The organism is Staphylococcus coagulans, from assembly GCF_022557135.1.
GTDB lineage: Bacteria > Bacillota > Bacilli > Staphylococcales > Staphylococcaceae > Staphylococcus > Staphylococcus coagulans.
In genome coordinates, this window is the sequence record NZ_CP092966.1 from 1,905,148 (window position 1) to 1,923,386 (window position 18,239).

Here is an 18,239-nt window from a genome sequence, read left to right on the forward strand (position 1 = left end):
CATTTGATTAAGCGTCTCTGTTACTGTCTTTATGTCACAGACATAATTAAAGAGACCCATGCTAAATCAATAGCAAAGGTCTCACTTAGCACAAACAGATGCCCGCTTCACCGGAAGAATCATTGTTCTTCGTAATGACGACAAAGCGTTATTAACGATTGACACGTTAATCAAGTTACTCCCCTCTGACCAAAGTCAGTCACAGGTATTTAATTATGATGTAAACATTATACCCAATTTTCTATCAAAATAACAATACAAAAATAATTTTTTCACTCTTTAAAGTACACGTCCCACTTCTTACAGTAAACTATACAGTTTAATTTCTGGGAACTTTTCTTCAAACCAACGTGTCGCAAAATCATTTTCGAATAAAAAGACTTTATTGTCGTAACGATCATTAACAAGAATTGAGCGACTAGTACTCATCTTGTCTTGAACATCTTCTTCGTTTTCAATCCAACGTGCAATCTTTTTACCTACAGGCTCCATGACCACGTCAACATTGTATTCATTTTTCATACGATGCTCAAACACTTCAAATTGAAGTTGCCCCACAGCACCTAAAATAATTTGATTGGTATGCGGAGATTTATAATATTGAATTGCCCCTTCTTGTACCAATTGTTCAATCCCCTTATGGAAATGTTTTTGTTTCATGACATTTTTTGGCGATACTTTCATAAATATTTCTGGTGTGAATTGCGGTAATGCTTTGAAATGGAACTTCTGATTATCGGCCACTAACGTATCTCCAATTTGGTAATTACCTGTATCATATAAACCGATAATATCTCCTGCTACAGCGTGATTGACTGTCTCTTTGTCATCTGCCATAAAGCTTGTTGAACGTGTGATTTTCTGCTTTTTACCTGTTCTTTGGAGTGTGACATCCATGCCTCTTTCAAAAGCACCACTTACTACGCGCATAAAAGCGATGCGGTCTCGATGTTTAGGATCCATATTGGCTTGAATTTTGAAAATAAATCCAGAAAATTGTGGGTCGAAAGGACTCACTTCAACTTCTTCTTCAGTTTGACGCGCATGAGGCATTGGCGCATGATCGACATACGCATTTAAGAAGTTTTGCACACCAAAATTCGCAAGGGCAGAACCAAAAAATACTGGTGTTAAATCCCCTTTCATAAGTGCTTCTTCATCGAATGTTTCGCCTGCTTCATCTACTAACATAAGTTCTTCAATCGCTTGTTCAAATAAACTATCATTCGCGATAGGATGTGACTCTTCAAGTTCATAATCTTGATTGATGTGTAACACATTTTCTTCATCTCTGAAAGGCTCAATTGTACGTGTTGCACGGTCAATAATACCAAAGAACCCTTGTCCCATACCGATTGGCCAATTCATTGGATAAGTTTCAATCCCTAGCGTCGTTTCTATTTCATCTAATAATTCAAAAGGCTCTTTCCCTACACGATCGAGCTTATTAATAAATGTAAAAATAGGAATACCTCTCATTTTACAAACTTTAAAGAGTTTCAAAGTTTGTGGCTCAATTCCTTTCGCACAGTCAATAACCATCACTGCACTATCTACGGCCATTAATGTACGGTAGGTATCTTCTGAAAAATCTTCGTGTCCGGGTGTATCGAGAATATTGATTTTAAAATCATCATAATCAAATTGCATGACTGAACTTGTTACAGAAATCCCACGTTCTTGTTCTACTTTCATCCAGTCACTTGTCGCAAATTTACCTGTTTTTTTACCTTTGACTGTACCTGCTTCTCGAATAGCACCACTAAAATATAATAATTTTTCTGTTAATGTCGTTTTCCCAGCGTCCGGATGCGATATAATTGCAAAGGTCTTCCGAGACGTCACTTCTTCTTTAATACTCATCTTAAATCTCCTTTTAATTATACTTCTTGTATCCAACGTGTGATGCGTAAAGCTAAAACTTCCGCTTCTTGTTCATCAATAACATTAAATAAATGCATCAATAAGTGTTCTGTTAGCGTTTCTCCAAACATTGTATCGTCAACTTGAATTGACCAATGTAAGTCAGGTATAGAAACGAGAATATAGCCTTCACCTTTATTATGATAAAGCCATACTTTTACTGAAAGATGCTCACTATGGCTTTCTCTAATCTTCACTTGGACCACCACCAAATTTTTGATAAGCTGCCTCTAATCCAATCAAGTCATCTCGATGCGGTACTTTGATATGACCTGGCATAATTTGATAAGGCTCTCTTCCTTTCGAAGCAAGTACAACGGTATCTCCGGGTTCAGCAACTGCAATCGCATGCCGGATGCCTTCAGCGCGATCTGTAAATTCTACGTAATTATCATGCGTTGCGCCTTTTGCGAGCTCAGCTGTTAACATTTTAGGGTCATCATTTGCTGGATTGTCAGGTGTAAAAATGACATAATCCGCTCGAGATGCGACACGTCCCATTTCAGGAGTCTTCGTCAAATCACGTTCTCCTGCCATACCTACTAGAAATATTAATTTTTGTTTTACAAAAGGTTGCACGGCATCGATAAGTTTAGACATGCCGTCAGCCGTATGCGCGTAATCAATAATTAAATCGATAGGTAATGAAGGATCTAATACTTCTAATCTGCCTTCTACAGGTTCAAGGTCAGCAACGATTTTAGAAATCGTGTCGAGGTCTGTGCCTTTAACCCAAACGCCTATCATCGCTGCCATTAAATTTGAAATATTAAAGCGTCCAACATAAGGTGATTTAACAGGATATGTACCGAATGGCGTTACAAAATCAAACGTCACCCCTTGCAACGTTTCAACAATATTTGTTGCCATAAATTGTGCCTCATTGTCTATGCCATATGTCATACTTTCATATGGCGTTACCGATTTTAAATAGTTTGAAAAAGCGTCATCTGCATTGATAACAGCATATTTATCACGGCTAAGGTCTTGACCGAGTTGACTAAATAATAATGATTTAGCATGTCCATATGCTTCCATCGTGCCATGAAAATCTAAATGATCTTGCGTTAAATTAGAAAAAATAGCAACATCAAATTCCACACCACTTAAACGCCCTAAACTTAAGCCATGTGAGGATACTTCTAAAGTCATTGCTTCGGCGCCAGCTTCAACAGCTTCGTGTATTTTCTTAGTAAGTACAACGGTTTCTGGCGTCGTATTTTCACCTTTTGTTAATGTTTCATTAATTTGAAAGCCGTTCGTACCGAGATAGGCACTTCCTTTTCCAAGCTTTCTATAGATGTGATGAATCATTGTCGCAATTGAAGTCTTTCCATTTGTCCCTGTCACACCGATTGTTGTTAAATGTTGACTTGGAAAATCATAAATATGATGTACGAGATGACTCGCAACACGTAACGTATCCGGTACAATTACTTGTGTGACATCACCTTCTAGCTCTAATAATCTATTCACCACGACCACTTGACATCCTTGATCAACAACATTTTGTGCAAAACGATGGCTGTCAACAGTATAGCCCTTAGATGCTACAAAAATACTTCCGGCTTTCGCTGTCCGAGAATCAGTCGTAATATCATTTATGTCTCTATCTAAACTTCCTATGACTTGTTTTATTAATATATTTTCGAACAATTGTTGCGCGTTCACAGACATCTCTCCTTTTTTGATATACGCATATATTATACACTTTTCTCTCGTGAGAACGAGAATGAAAAGTTAATTTCATTTGAGATTTCTTCTTAGACAATATAAGGTTATCACTTCATACTCAACCGTTTTGAGGCCATACTCAGCGTACATTATGATTTCAGCGCGTGAGTTAGTTCACATCGTGTTAAACATTTTAAGCGATAAAAAAGATTACCTTCTACATTTTAAGGGTAAATAAAGTTAACTTTAGTCATTGATTTTAATACGTCCGCAGCCCTAAATCTTTAAATTACTATTGTGCCGAGTTTTGTTGTATATTAAGATAATATAATGAAATTGTCGCCAATTTTAGGTGTTATTTGTTTTTTCTTTCTATTATACTATGTATTAAAAAATAACATTAAATATTTTATGGACATATATACTGTTTATTTTAACATTTTAAGATTTTTGTAATAAATCTTTTAATTTTTTCACAAATAACCCAAATTGCGATACACTTACATAGAAAAATAATAAGTCTGAATATCTCGGAGGGTGGCTATCATGGTAGCTCAAAAGAAAAAAATATTGATTATCACGGGATCATTTGGTAATGGTCATATACAAGTGACAAATAGTATTATTGAAGAACTCAGTCATATGAATCTTGAACATCTTACAGTGATAGAACATGATTTATTTTTAGAAGCACATCCTATTATGACATCAATCTGTAAGAAATGGTATATCAATAGTTTTAAATATTTTCGTCGTATGTATAAAGCATTTTATTATAGCCGCCCAGACCAGTTAGATAAATGTTTTTATAAATATTACGGTTTAAATAAATTATTAAACTTACTATTAAAAGAAAAACCAGATTTAATTTTGTTGACGTTCCCAACACCTGTCATGTCAGTTTTAACAGAACAATTTAATATGAACATCCCTATTGCCACTGTTATGACAGACTATCGCATGCACAAAAACTGGATTACACCTTATTCTGCACGATACTATTTAGCAACAGAAGATTTAAAAGATGAGTTTGCGAGTGTTGGCATTCCAAGAGAAGCTCTTAAAGTCACTGGTATTCCTATTTCGGCACGGTTTGAAGACCGTATCGATCGAGAAGCATGGCTGACTCAACATCATTTAGATCCAAAAGCACAAACAATTTTAATGTCTGCGGGCGCCTTTGGTGTATCTAAAGGGTTTGAACAAATGATTCAACGTATCATTGATGAAAGTCCAAATGCCCAAGTAGTCATGATTTGTGGTCGAAACAAAGAATTAAAACGTCAATTAAGTAAAGCATTTAAAGGGAATCGCCATGTTTTAATTTTAGGTTATACGAACAATATGAACGAGTGGATGGCGTCAAGTCACCTCATGATTACGAAACCTGGTGGTATTACAATTTCAGAAGCACTTACTCGAAAAGTGCCAATAATTTTCTTAAATCCTGCACCAGGTCAAGAACTCGAAAATGCTTTATACTTCGAACAAAAAGCATTTGGAAAAATTGCAGATACACCTTCTGAAGCGATTGATATCGTCACACATCTTACACGTCATCCTAATGAAATCAACACGATGATTCAAAATATGGCAGAAGCACGTCAACCTAATGCAACACAACGTTTATGTCAGGATTTACTCGACCTACTTTATAACGCATCACAATGTGAAACTGTTTATGGAAAGGTGCCTTTATATGCAAAACTACTCGTCAAATAAAATGACTATGAGAAATTTTTATATTCTCTTAGTTATTTTATTTTTGATGGAATTTGCGCGAGGAATGTACGTACTGAGTTATTTACCCCTATTGCCAACAGCAACATCGATTGCAGTCAGTATCACTTCAATTGCAATTTCCATACATTTTATATCAGATTCTATTAGTAACTTTTTTGTTGGCTTCGTTTTAAAGCGTCTTGGACCAACAATCGTGCTCACTTTAGGTTTTATATTAGCCCTTGTGAGCCTGTTTTTAGTTATCTTTATGCCTACTTCACCTGTAGTGCTCATTTTAAGTTCTATTATGCTCGGTATTGCTGTGTGTCCAATTTGGGTGATTATGTTGGCAAGTGTCGATGAACGAACACGAGGAAAACAGATGGGCTATGTCTATTTTTCTTGGCTCTCCGGGATGCTAGCCGGTATGATTACGATGAACCTTATATTCAAATCTCACCCAACACATTTCAATTTTTTAATGTCGCTATGTGTCGCAATCGCGTTCGTCTTGTATTGGTTTGTAAAAGTTAAGTTGACCGATTACAATACGAAAAATGTGAAGCAGCAATTACGTCAAATTGTGAGTGTATCTAAACGTCATTTGATTTTATTTCCAGGTATCTTATTGCAAGGGCTCGCAATCAGTGCATTAGTCCCTGTGCTCCCGCAATATGCCTTGGATATAGTCGGTGTGACGACGCTTGAATACACGCTTGCAATTGTTATTGGTGGCGTAGGTTGCACCATTTCAATGTTATTTTTATCAAAAATCATAGATGCCCATTCGACACGTTTCATGTACTTCGTTATCTTTTTAGGGTTTGTAATTTACGGTACTTCTATTTTTATTTTAACGTTCTTAACACATATTGTGGTCGTGTGGATAATCGCCTTTTTCATTGGTGTGCTTTATGGTATCCTGTTGCCAGCTTGGAACACTTTCATGGCAAGTTTTATCCATCCAAGTGAACAAGAAGAAACTTGGGGCGTGATTAATAGTATACAAGGCTTCGGTGCTATGATAGGGCCTTTATTTGGTGGACCACTATCACAATTTTTTGGCAGTCCTATTTATACTTTTTATTTTGCAGCACTGATTATCTTTTTCTTAGCTATTTTTTATGGTAGCTATTTTGTAAAACGTCATCAGTCATAAACAATCATACTTACTTCAAGGGCCAATTTTGACTTAAAAACACATATTAAAATAATTCAACATGCTAGGGTTGGATCTAATCAAATAAAAACTGTCAATCGCCATATTCAAGGCAAATCGACAGTACGAAAAAACCTTTTAAAGTGTTTGCTTTAAAAGGTTTTTATTATTTAAGTATGCGTGATGAAGGGCTATCTTCAAAAACGCTTATCACGCGTTCTACCCCAATGAATATGTTTCAATTTCTTTCCATTCATCTTCTGTGTCATCATATTTCATCAATGAAATTTGCTCAATTGTTTCTTTATGATCAACACCTGCTAAACGAACTTGACCATAAATGTCTTCGAACTCTTGGCTCGTTAAACCTTGAGCAATTGTAAAGTGCGGAACAAATGGATGCTCTGATTTCCCATAAAAATCGTCTCCATCAAAGCGGTTAAATAAATCCACTAACGCTTCTGTTTTTTCAACTTTGAAATAGATTACATTCGTGATTGGCGCAAAATTAGAAGCTTTTGTTGCATGCATATCAACAACTTTAGCCCCTTCTAAACGTTTTTCAATTTCAGCTTTTACACTATCAATTTCTTGATCATCAATTTCAAAATGACTTTTAATAGTAATATGAGGTTTAATCTTTGTGTAGTGTTTATCATAACGTTTACGATATGCATTAACCTCATTTTGGAAATCTTTTGATGGAATTAACGCTAACCCTAGAATCATTTCAATTCCTCCTTTGTTTTCGCTTGCCTCTATTATAGCAAATTTTCTAATAATTAGTTACTTAAAAAGTGTACGAGTATTTTTGGTAGTTCTTTTTGCCAAGTTTTCCAGTTATGTCCACCATCCAATTCCTCGTAATAATAAGTCACTTGCTCGCATTCTACTAAATCTCTGAATGCACGATTCGGTGTTAAGAAATCTGCTTGTTTCCCTGTAGTCGGTAATTTAAAATCACATTCTTCTTTGCCGATCGCATGCCAAATATTTAAATGTGATTTAAACTGACATCTTTCGAAAATCTGTTTCACAATGTCGTCATAATAAGGGCTCAAAATCCCAATTTGACTCATCACACGTGGATAACTTAAGCCAGTTAAAAGTGCAATACTACCAGCTAAACTATCTCCTAATAATAAGCGCGCATTGCCAACCTTATACGTTGCAAACTGACGATCTATCCATGGAAGTAACTCTTTAACTACGGCTTGAACCGTCTTCGCTGCTTTTTCCCCTTGTGGATGAAATTCAGTACTTCTATCTTTCACTGATTCATAATGAAAACCAATAATAATTGCACGCTCAACTTCACCTTTTTTCCTCAGCTTTTCATATACACGATGAAGTTGACCATATCTAAAGAAGTCTTGGCCATCAAAACATATGATTACTTTTGATTTATATAAATCCGAATAATCTTTCGGTAAATAGACGGATAATGTGATTTCTCTTTCTAAATAATCACTTTTAAATTGTGTTTCTGTTATTTGTCCTGGCGTAAATGATGTCATAAAAAGACACCTCCTCATACGAATTAATCTCATTGTATCAGGAGACGTCTCATGTGTTAATCTAAAAACTTAATTTTATTATATAATTTGAATTTATCTATCAAATGATGTGCGACTTATTTGGTATGTTATTAAACGAAAGACTATATAAAATATTATATTATTTACTCGAGTTGATTCTCTTTCAATCGCTTAGGATAGTCTTCTAACCAAAATGTAGCTGTTGGAATCTCTTTCGGATCGGGTTGATAGGTTGCTGTTTTGCCCGTTCCTTTTTCTTTTTTCTGTCTTTCAAAGTCTTTTAATGCATGCATTGCAGGTTTATGCAGAATCCAAATGGCAATAATATTTAACCAAGCCATCATACCGACACCTAAATCCCCCATTGCCCAAGCAGTATCAGCAGTTTTAACTGCACCATAAGCTGTCGCAGCAATGAGTACAAGACGTGTGACATTTTGCCAAAACTTATTCTGATTTTTAGCAATTCGATTCGTTAAGAAACTTACATTCGTCTCGGCAATATAATAATAAGCGAGAATCGTTGTGAATGCGAAAAAGAACAGTGCAATCGCTATAAAGTATGAGCCGAATCCTGAAAAACTTGGGTCAAAATGATAACTTGATCCTTGAATCGCCTTATCAATCCCTGCTTGTGCATACATCGCAGTTCCAGAGTAATCTTTACTGCCATCGGGACTTTGTACGAAAATACCACCATCTTTAATTAAATTCGGCATCCCATTTTTAGCCATTGACCCATCCGTAGTATTATATGTGCCAGAAATAAGAATGATTAATGCTGTTGCTGTACAAACGAATAACGTATCAACATAAACAGAGAACGCTTGAACCAAACCTTGTTTCGCTGGGTGAGAAACTTCTGCCGCAGCAGCTGCATGGGGGCCTGTCCCCTGGCCCGCTTCGTTCGAATAAAGCCCTCGTTTCACACCAATTTCAATCATTGCACCGATAATGCCTCCAAATGCAGCTTCCATACCAAAAGCCGATTTAAAAATCAGTGCGAATAATGCAGGAACTTCTTGGATATTTAACACAATAATAACAACAGCCATTAAAATATAAATAATTGCCATAAAAGGGACAACAGCTGTTGCTACATTGGCAATCCATTTGACACCACCAAAAATAATTAATGCTAAAATGACCGCTAGTACTACGGCGATAATCCATGACGGTATTCCAAATGCATTATGCATGGAACTTGCAATTGCATTGGATTGAACACCTGGCAATAATAAACCAACAGAAATAATCGTGACAATTGCGAATATCAACCCATAAATTTTGCCGAATTTTCCTTTGATGCCACGTTCGATATAGTAAGCTGGACCTCCTCGATACTCTCCATCTTCTTCTTTTTTATAAATTTGGCCTAATGCTGATTCAACAAAAGCTGTGCCTGCCCCTAAAAATGCTGTAATCCACATCCAAAAAACGGCTCCGGGGCCTCCAATAAAAATTGCAGTGGAAACACCCACGATATTCCCTGTACCGACACGACCCGCTAAAGACAAGGCAATCGCTTGAAAGCTTGAAATCCCTGTCGGTGACTTTTCACCTTGAAACATTAATCGAATCATTTCTTTAAAATGTCTAACCTGTAAAAAACGTGTCATTAAACTAAAAGCGATACCTGTAAGTAACAAACCATAAACGAGCGGTTTACTCCACACCACTTCATTTAGCCATCCCACAATCACTTCTAACATACACATGCCCCCTATCATCCCGTTAAATTTTTAAATTTTCTGATAAATCTGCTATCAGTATACACATTTAATAAATTCCGTGCAACTTATTATTAAAATTCACATACTAAATAAAAATTGAAAAGATTTATTGTCGAGATTTCATTTTTTTCTTTTAACACGTATTCAGTTGGGCTATACTAAAATATAAGTGTTTACAAAAGGAGGAACAATTTATGACGAATAAAGTGTGGTTTCGTTCAGGCATCGCACTGTTGCTTTTATTTTTACTCATTAAATTATTCATAGATGTCAATCATATCTTTATGCCGATCGTTATCATTATTCAATCTATCCTATTGCCCTTACTATTAAGTGGCTTTTTATTCTATATTTGTTTGCCTTTTCAAAAGATGTTAGAAAAACGGCATATTCCACGTTGGGCAAGTATTACAATTATTTTACTTGGTCTTACAGCCCTTATTGGTGCTGTCATTGGTGTTATTGGACCTGTCATTGCAACACAAATTGAGAATCTGATTCACCAAATCCCGTTTATACAACGTGAAGCTGAACGTCTTATTAATTTTGCATTAGACCAACGTGATCGACTTCCATCACAAGTCACTGACAAAATTAATGATATCGTTTCTTACATTAGTGAAATGGCATCAAATATTTTATCTAACTCACTCAATATTGTAACAAGTATTGTGTCCACACTTTTCTTGTTAATTTTAGTTCCGTTTTTCTTAATCTATATGTTGAAAGATCACGAACGTTTTATTCCAGCAGTTGCACGTTTTTTTAATGGTGAGCGTAAAATATTTGTCGTTACACTTTTAAAAGATTTGAACCAAACATTAAAATCTTATATTCAAGGTCAAGTTACAGTGAGTTTAATCCTCGGAACAATTTTGTACATCGGCTATAGTATCATTGGTCTAGAATATACATTATTACTCGTCATGTTCGCCATCGTAGCAAATATGATTCCATTTCTAGGACCATGGATGGCATTTTTACCAGCAGGTATCTTAGGATTGATTCAAAGTCCTTCAACCTTTATATGGGTCTGTGTTGTCACTTTAATAGCGCAACAATTAGAAGGTAATGTTATCACGCCTAACGTAATGGGTAAATCTTTAAACATCCACCCATTAACAATTATTATTGTTATTTTAGCTTCTGGTAGTTTAGGCGGTTTCATGCTTATCTTGGTAGCTGTTCCGTTATATGCTGTCCTTAAGACAATTGCACGAAATGTTTACAAATATCGTCATCAAATTTTACACAAAGCACAAAGTAATGTAGATGATAACAGTATTCTCTAAGTCTTTTTAAAAGATATAAATGTCATATGGCTTTATAAAGAACGATTAAAAACGCCTCGAATTTCAGTTTTGAGATTCAACGAAAAAAGCAATTTCCCTCTCGATGAGCGAAATTGCTTTTTTTATCACTTATTAGATTAGCGCGCTAAACTGTCAACTCAATTACGTAGGAGAAACCTGTTTAATCGCTTTTCTTTATCCTATCAATGACTTAGCGAATCGCGTGGAAACCAGCGTCCACGTGAATGTTTTCTCCAGTAACGCCTGATGAAAAGTCACTTAATAAATAAGCTGCAGTTTTACCTACTTCTTCTTGATCAACGTTACGTTTCAATGGTGCGCGTTCTTCAATCTCTTTTAAAATTGTAGTGAAGCTACCGACACCTCTCGCACTCAACGTACGAATAGGACCAGCAGATATCGCGTTGACACGAATATTATCCTGACCTAAATCTGCTGCTAAATATTTCACTGACGCTTCGAGGCTAGCTTTAGCGATACCCATCACATTGTAGTTTGGTACAGCAAACTCACCGCCAATATAGGTTGAAGTCACGATACTACCCGCTTCATTCATAATTTTTCTTGCTTCACGCGCAACAATCGTAAGTGAGTATGCACTAATATCTTGTGCAAGTAAGAAACCATCACGAGATGTATCTGAAAAACGACCTCTTAACTCTTCTACACGTGCAAAAGCGATGGAATGGAAAACGCCATCAATTTTCCCCACATCTTGACCGATTTGTTCAAAGCCATTCACAACATCTTCATCGCTTTGAACGTCGATTTGATAAACGTGTTTTTCAGATTGATTTAACTGATCAATTAATTTATCTAGCTCTTTAAAGCTTCTTTCTTTTCTGTATGTAAATACTAACTTCGCCCCTAGTTGATCCAATACTTTTGCAACACCGAAACCGATGCTTCGTTTGTTCGCAATACCCATCACTACAAAAGTTTTACCTTCAAGATTCATCAATGTGATTACTCCTTTATCTTTTAATAACATGATACTTTTAATTTTACCATCTGGTCTTAAATTTTAAAACTATATCACATATTCTGCCCTACTTTGTTGTCAATTATCAAGTGGACGATTTGGCACTTTTGCTAAATTACTAACTGCTCTTACTAATTTTAAATTCTTTAAATAACATTCAAGTATATGATACCTTCCCATAGTTTTTTGACATTCTGCTTCAGGGAAAGTCAGCTAAATTTTCAATCATTTAAGTACCTCCATAAAAAAGGAAACATTGGGTATGAAAACGCCCATCCATCATTTAATACTTGTTTTAAACGTAATCCTGTTTTATTAGCAAAAAGTCATCCCCTTTAACATTAACGCCTTTATAACTGTCAACAAAATTCATTTCAGAAAATACTAGAAAAGTTGAATTTCGTGAGAATGGGAGACCGTTTAGTGGTGGAATCAATTGTTAGATTAGGACGAAATTATGATGAGATTATTCAAACCGTTAACTACTTAAAAGAAAAAGGTATTTATAAGGGGCGTCCTGTACTTTATTCTCCTCGTGCTAAAGATCCATACAAACGTTTAGTTTATTATCGTGCTGTTGCATTACTTAAACTGAGCAAGTCTATTAGCGCTATAGCAAAAGAAGTTGTTATGACTCGTCAGACGATATATAGAATAGAACATAGACAGTAATCTATATAGATGTTAATCTATTTATTATCAAGGAGGTAGATTAATGTCTTATAAAGAACTATCAGCACTATTAAAAGTTTTATCAGATCCAAGTCGGTTAGAAATACTAGACTTACTATCTTGTGGCGAATTATGCGCTTGTGACTTGCTGGAGCATTTTCAATTTTCGCAACCTACATTAAGTTATCATATGAAATTCTTAGTAGAAAGTGAGTTAGTTACCTCACGAAAAAAAGGTAACAAACACATGTATCAACTTAATCATGTTATTTTAGATGATATTATTCAAAACTTAAACACCATTAATACATCTAATCAACGTTGTGTATGCAAAAATGTGAAATCAGGTGAGTGTTGATGACCATTTTAGCAATTGTGATTTTTCTTTTAACTTTAATCTTTGTAATATGGCAACCTAGAGGATTAGATATTGGTATTACAGCTTTAATTGGAGCTATCGTTGCTATCATTACAGGGGTTGTAAGTTTTTCCGATATATTAGAAGTAACAGGTATTGTTTGGAATGCTACCTTAACTTTTGTAGCTGTTATTCTCATTTCACTAATATTAGATGAGATTGGCTTTTTTGAATGGGCTGCGATACATATGGTTAAGACTTCAAACGGTAACGGTTTAAAAATGTTTGTTTTAATCATGCTATTAGGAGCGATAGTAGCTGCGTTTTTCGCAAATGATGGTGCAGCTTTAATTTTAACGCCTATTGTATTAGCAATGGTAAGAAATCTAGGATTTAATGAAAAAATGGTTTTCCCTTTTATTATTGCTAGCGGTTTTATAGCGGATACTACATCATTACCTTTAATTGTAAGTAACTTAGTTAATATCGTTTCTGCAGATTACTTTGATATTGGATTTATTGAATATTTTAGCCGAATGCTTATTCCTAATCTATTCTCTCTCATTGCTAGTATTCTCGTTTTATGGTTATATTTCAGAAAATCTATACCTAAAACGTTCGATACACAAGATCTTACAGAGCCTAAAAATGCAATTAAAGATCCTAAATTATTTAAGTTTTCGTGGGTTGTATTAGCAATACTGGTCTTAGGCTATCTTATTAGTGAGTTTATACAGATCCCTGTATCAATTATTGCTGGCATCATTGCTTTCATCTTTGTATTGTTAGCCCGTAAATCTAAAGCAGTTCATACTAAAAAAGTAATTAAAGGTGCTCCTTGGAATATTGTTCTATTTTCTATCGGTATGTACTTAGTTGTATTTGGTTTAAAAAACGTAGGAATCACAACAACTTTGGCTAATGTACTATCAAACATTTCAAATCATGGATTATTCAGCAGTATCATAGGCATGGGCTTTATAGCTGCTTTCTTATCTTCAATTATGAACAACATGCCAACTGTTTTAATAGATGCGATAGCGATTGGTCAATCCAGTGCTACAGGAATATTAAAAGAAGGTATGGTTTATGCGAATGTCATCGGTTCTGATTTAGGGCCTAAGATTACACCCATTGGTTCTTTAGCAACATTATTGTGGCTACATGTTTTAACTCAAAAAGGTGTAAAGATTTCTTGGGGAACATACTTTAAAACTGGAATCGTTATTACTATCCCAGTATTATTTGTAACACTCTTGGGTTTATACCTTACACTAATCATATTTTAAGAAATGGGGAATGAATTATGGAAAAGAAAACAATTTATTTTATATGTACTGGAAATTCATGTCGTAGTCAAATGGCTGAGGGTTGGGGAAAGAAAATATTAGGTGAAAATTGGAATGTGTATTCTGCTGGTATTGAGAAACATGGTGTTAATCCTAAAGCAATAGAAGCTATGAAAGAAGTAAATATTGATATCTCAAATCATACATCCGACTTGATTGATGATGATATCTTAAAACAATCGGATTTAGTCGTGACCTTATGTAGCGATGCAGACAATAATTGTCCTACACTACCACCAAACGTAAAAAAAGAGCACTGGGGATTTGATGATCCAGCAGGTAAAGAGTGGTCAGAATTCCAGCGTATTAGAGATGAAATTGGCAAAAAAATTAAAGAATTCAATAGTTAAGTAAAGGATGAATCTGCCAAATACAAGGAGGGTTTTATGTATAAATATATTTTTTGTTGCATTAAAACTTGGTTTATTATCATTCGGCGGACCTACTGCCCATTTAGGCTATTTTTATGATGAATATGTAAAAAAAGAAAATGGCTTGATGAAAAAGAGTATTCTGATTTGGTAGCACTTTGCCAGTTTTTACCCGGTCCTGCAAGTAGCCAAGTAGGTATTGGTATAGGAACTATAAGAGGTGGCGTCGGTGGAGGTATTATCTCATTTATCTCATTTATCGGATTTACGCGCCTTCTGTAATTATACTAATGCTTTTTTCATCGCTATTTACGAGTAGTGATACAAGTTTTACTTGGATGCAAGGTTTAAAACTCGTAGCTGTTGCTGTTGTAGCTCAAGCTATTATAGGAATGGGTAAAAAATTAACCAATACCAAAACCACTATTGTATTAGCATTGTTTGTTCTTATGTTATCATTAGTAATAATCTTTATGTACAGGTTATTGCACTATCAATAACCGGTGTATATGGTCTCATCTTTCTAAAGCAAAGTTCAACAAATAGAACTAAAATAAAAAACAATTCATTCAAACTATCTAAAAAGTTAAGTGTTTTTTCATTATCATTATTCTTTTTACTATTAACCTTATTACCTTTAGCCAGTTCTATGACAAATAATCTATGGTTAAAAATGTTTGATAGTTTTATAGATCAGGGTCTTTAGTTTTTGGGGGGAGGTCATGTTATCTTACCTTTATTGAAAAATGAGTTTTTACCATCAGGATTAATATCGCCCGATAACTTCATAACAGGTTATGTTGCTGCTCAAGCTGTACCCGGACCGTTATTTACATTTGCTTCATATATTGGGATGTCTATAGAAGGTGTTGGAAGAGCAATATTGGCTACTATTGCCATTTTTCTACCAGCATTTCTTTTGTTATTTGGAATTTTGCCATTCTGGGATAATATTAAATCTAATATTTATGCTGAAGGATTTTTGAAAGGGATAAGTGCAGGTGTAGTTGGTATACTTATTGCTACTTTTTATAACCCGATTTGGACATCAACGATTAAATCCGAATTAGATTTTGCTTTAGTCAGCTCATTATTCATATTATTAATGTATTTTAAATTGCCTTCTTGGTCTATTGTTTTGATAGGTATAATCTTAGGTATTCTATTTTATTAATATAAATCAATGAATATACAAATAATCAAAATACTTATACTCTATATACAAAATCCCTTGTTTGCTAATTAAAGGGATTTGTATTTTATATCTAAATGTTTATATAATTCGGCCCAGCCTATGTTGTTTTTTGCTTTTATCTCTTCTAAAATTTCTTACTCATATATATTTCTGTTCTACTATGTACCATTTAAAATGCAAAATTTTTGTCATATCACTCCAAAACAGATACTCCCATGGAACAGAACGAGCCGAAGACTACAGGCTGAGGCTGTCTTCTCGGAAAGTAGAATTATTCAATACGAAGTTTTATCATAAAAAAGAAGCGCTAAGACGATGCTTATAATCAATCATCTAGCGCTATTTATTTTGGAATTGATCACAGCCTCAATGAAAATGAGACTGTGAGAACTGAGTCGTGTATATCTTCGTAATTTAAAACATTTCCAATTCAATTTTAAGTTGATCAACGTACTCTTTCGTACCTGTAACAATAAGACGATCGCCATATTGAAGTTGAGTATCCCCGTGCGGTACGATAGATTCATTATTGCGGATAATTCGTACAAAGATAATATCGCCACCAAATGGAAAGTTACGCAATTGCATTTGATCAAATGCATAATTGTACATTCCAATTTCATAAAGCGATGTTTCCACATTGCTTAATAAGTTCAGCATGTTTGGTGTTTCAATCATACCTTTTAATAAAATCTGATTACTTTGGAAATTACTGAACAACTCAATACCTTTACTACTTAATGTTTGTGCTTCATCACTCGCTTCAAGGCGACATATCACGCGCTCTACGCCATGATCTTTTGCCATTAATGCGACGCGTCGGTTGATTTCATCATCATTAGTCGAACATACAACGATATCACTATCAAAAAGACCTAAACGTTCTAATATTGCAGGGTGATAATCTGCCATCTCAATCATCGTGATATCATCTGATAATGTGCGATGATCTGTTAAATCTTTTCGGTAATAAAGTGAAATCTGATATAACTGAGATCTTAAACCTTGTGCAATTGGAATAGAAAGTTGGTTTTTACCTATCATTGCGACTTTAATAGAACGTTGCATCTCATCTGGAATAGGTATAAGTTTTTTAAACACTATAGGTACAAAAACACATGTGATAACCGCACTTAAAACAAGGACACCCGAAGTTTCTTTACTAATCGTGCCCAGCTTTTCTGCGATTTTAGCTGCTGCAATGACGAGTGATAATGTTGAAGTCAGTAAAAAGGCAGATGCAATGGTTGTTTTCATATCAAACCATTTTTTAAGTAATAATACAGGAATCAGTTTTGAAATAATAAAGGCCCCTATTAACACAGGAATAATTAATAAAATCATAGGATCCTTAATCAAAGATGGAATATTTAAATCGACACCGACCATGATAAAAAATATTGGAATAAAGAATCCGTAACCAAATGAATCTAACTTCTCAACAAGATCTTGTGTCGGTCCTAATAAAGAAACGACAACACCCGCTAAGAAAGCCCCTAAAATATTTTCTGCGCCGACACCTTCAGCAAGTGCCACGAGTAAAATAATAAGCGCAAACACGGCACGAATACCAATTTGCGTCGTTCCATCCATCAGTTTTTGTAAAAATGGTGCTTTTTTGAACAATCCGCCTAAGAAGTAAAATACAACTGTAAAGACGACTAATATTCCTATAAGCCAAAGCGTTTCAGCACCTGATGCATGTACGGCCCCATAAACTGTGAGTAATAACATCGTCGCTAAATCTGCAAGCACAGCGACTAACAATATCAATTGTCCAATAGTCGTACTCATCAAGTTCATTTCTTTTAAAGTAGGAACGACAACACCAAGTGAAATGGTTGATATAATAATCACCATTAATAGCACATCATCAATAAGCCCCATCCATTTGAATGCGAATGCAAGAGCTATGGAGATAATCATGATAAGCATAAACACAGACAAAGCGATGCGTAAATGGTTCGGAACCTTTGCATCTTCTTTCTTTTTATTCGATTTATCTTTTTTAAATGCATTGAAATCAATTTCTAAACCACTTAAAAACATAAGAAAAATAAAACCTAATGTGGATAGAATGTTCAGTACTTCGTCACGATGAACAAGATTTAGAAATGAATTACCTATCACGATACCCATTAAAATTTCAGCTACGACGACAGGTAAAAATGAAATTTTCAATCTGTTAATCAATATTGGTGTAATCATAGCCGCAACTATGACAATGACTAGTGATACAAATTCCATGAG

At 34.9% G+C, this 18,239-nt stretch carries 15 protein-coding genes and 2 pseudogenes; 8 read left to right on the forward strand and 9 right to left on the reverse strand.

The genetic code is table 11. The annotated features are described in order from the left end of the window. Positions 1 to 300: 300 nt before the first annotated feature. Genes KM149_RS09055 through KM149_RS09065 form a run of 3 tightly spaced genes read right to left on the reverse strand, consistent with a single transcriptional unit; the run spans position 301 to position 3,594 of the window. Positions 301 to 1,863: a peptide chain release factor 3 gene (locus tag KM149_RS09055; protein ID WP_182281148.1), complete on the reverse strand. Its 1,563-nt coding sequence runs from the start codon at positions 1,861 to 1,863 to the stop codon at positions 301 to 303. A 17-nt stretch (positions 1,864 to 1,880) separates the two neighbouring features. Further along, entirely contained in the window at positions 1,881 to 2,120 is a 240-nt protein-coding gene (locus KM149_RS09060) for a YueH family protein (RefSeq protein ID WP_050331432.1), read from the reverse strand. Next, complete coding sequence (locus KM149_RS09065; RefSeq protein ID WP_060830150.1) at positions 2,110 to 3,594, reverse strand: UDP-N-acetylmuramoyl-L-alanyl-D-glutamate--L-lysine ligase; 1,485 nt, start codon at positions 3,592 to 3,594, stop codon at positions 2,110 to 2,112. Before KM149_RS09065 ends, KM149_RS09060 begins: the two co-directional genes overlap by 11 nt. Before the next feature lie 549 nt (positions 3,595 to 4,143). Here KM149_RS09065 and KM149_RS09070 point away from each other — a divergent pair. Together KM149_RS09070 and ltaA are read left to right on the forward strand one after the other, a co-directional pair. Next, positions 4,144 to 5,319 (forward strand): diglucosyl diacylglycerol synthase, encoded by a 1,176-nt coding sequence (locus KM149_RS09070; RefSeq protein ID WP_214971876.1) that lies wholly within the window; start codon positions 4,144 to 4,146, stop codon positions 5,317 to 5,319. Next, positions 5,297 to 6,478, forward strand: a complete 1,182-nt coding sequence (gene ltaA, locus KM149_RS09075) for a lipoteichoic acid biosynthesis MFS flippase LtaA (protein WP_165545887.1) — start codon at positions 5,297 to 5,299, stop codon at positions 6,476 to 6,478. The genes KM149_RS09070 and ltaA overlap by 23 nt, the downstream gene beginning before the upstream one ends. 219 nt (positions 6,479 to 6,697) lie before the next feature. On the opposite strand, the gene KM149_RS09080 is transcribed toward ltaA, so the two are convergent. The 3 genes from KM149_RS09080 to KM149_RS09090 form a co-directional block, all read right to left on the reverse strand. Further along, positions 6,698 to 7,207: a 2'-5' RNA ligase family protein gene (locus tag KM149_RS09080; protein WP_060830153.1), complete on the reverse strand. Its 510-nt coding sequence runs from the start codon at positions 7,205 to 7,207 to the stop codon at positions 6,698 to 6,700. A 53-nt stretch (positions 7,208 to 7,260) separates the two neighbouring features. Next, on the reverse strand, positions 7,261 to 7,995 hold the full coding sequence (locus KM149_RS09085) for an esterase family protein (RefSeq protein WP_214971863.1): 735 nt from the start codon (positions 7,993 to 7,995) through the stop codon (positions 7,261 to 7,263). Between the two features lie 164 nt (positions 7,996 to 8,159). Continuing rightward, positions 8,160 to 9,728: an alanine/glycine:cation symporter family protein gene (locus tag KM149_RS09090; RefSeq protein WP_165545886.1), complete on the reverse strand. Its 1,569-nt coding sequence runs from the start codon at positions 9,726 to 9,728 to the stop codon at positions 8,160 to 8,162. A 215-nt stretch (positions 9,729 to 9,943) separates the two neighbouring features. On the opposite strand from KM149_RS09090, the gene cozEa reads away from it, so the two are divergent. Next, entirely contained in the window at positions 9,944 to 11,041 is a 1,098-nt protein-coding gene (gene cozEa / locus KM149_RS09095) for a lipoteichoic acid biosynthesis protein CozEa (RefSeq protein WP_165545885.1), read from the forward strand. Positions 11,042 to 11,252: 211 nt separating this feature from the next. Here the strand turns inward: cozEa and fabI are convergent, their stop codons facing one another. Both fabI and KM149_RS09105 read right to left on the reverse strand, forming a co-directional pair. Further along, positions 11,253 to 12,023, reverse strand: a complete 771-nt coding sequence (gene fabI / locus KM149_RS09100) for an enoyl-ACP reductase FabI (RefSeq protein WP_050331983.1) — start codon at positions 12,021 to 12,023, stop codon at positions 11,253 to 11,255. A gap of 260 nt (positions 12,024 to 12,283) precedes the next feature. After that, positions 12,284 to 12,438 (reverse strand): annotated as a pseudogene (locus KM149_RS09105) (permease); the annotation flags it as partial. Here KM149_RS09105 and KM149_RS09110 point away from each other — a divergent pair. The 5 genes and pseudogenes from KM149_RS09110 to chrA all read left to right on the forward strand — a co-directional run bounded on the left by KM149_RS09110 (position 12,426) and on the right by chrA (position 15,968). Further along, positions 12,426 to 12,716 carry a recombinase family protein gene (locus tag KM149_RS09110; protein WP_241415594.1) on the forward strand — a complete coding sequence of 97 codons (291 nt, stop codon included), beginning with the start codon at positions 12,426 to 12,428 and terminating at the stop codon, positions 12,714 to 12,716. The pseudogene KM149_RS09105 and the gene KM149_RS09110 overlap by 13 nt on opposite strands. A gap of 43 nt (positions 12,717 to 12,759) precedes the next feature. Then, positions 12,760 to 13,074, forward strand: a complete 315-nt coding sequence (locus KM149_RS09115) for an ArsR/SmtB family transcription factor (protein ID WP_165545883.1) — start codon at positions 12,760 to 12,762, stop codon at positions 13,072 to 13,074. Then, a complete protein-coding gene (gene arsB / locus KM149_RS09120) occupies positions 13,071 to 14,363 on the forward strand; it encodes an arsenite efflux transporter membrane subunit ArsB (protein WP_165545882.1) in 1,293 nt (430 codons plus the stop codon). The genes KM149_RS09115 and arsB overlap by 4 nt, the downstream gene beginning before the upstream one ends. 17 nt (positions 14,364 to 14,380) lie before the next feature. Continuing rightward, positions 14,381 to 14,773 carry an arsenate reductase (thioredoxin) gene (arsC, locus tag KM149_RS09125; protein ID WP_165545881.1) on the forward strand — a complete coding sequence of 131 codons (393 nt, stop codon included), beginning with the start codon at positions 14,381 to 14,383 and terminating at the stop codon, positions 14,771 to 14,773. Between the two features lie 7 nt (positions 14,774 to 14,780). Next, positions 14,781 to 15,968 (forward strand): annotated as a pseudogene (gene chrA, locus KM149_RS09130) (chromate efflux transporter). 435 nt (positions 15,969 to 16,403) lie between these two features. Here the strand turns inward: chrA and KM149_RS09135 are convergent. Continuing rightward, complete coding sequence (locus KM149_RS09135; protein WP_050331442.1) at positions 16,404 to 18,236, reverse strand: monovalent cation:proton antiporter family protein; 1,833 nt, start codon at positions 18,234 to 18,236, stop codon at positions 16,404 to 16,406. Between the last annotated feature and the right edge of the window lie 3 nt (positions 18,237 to 18,239).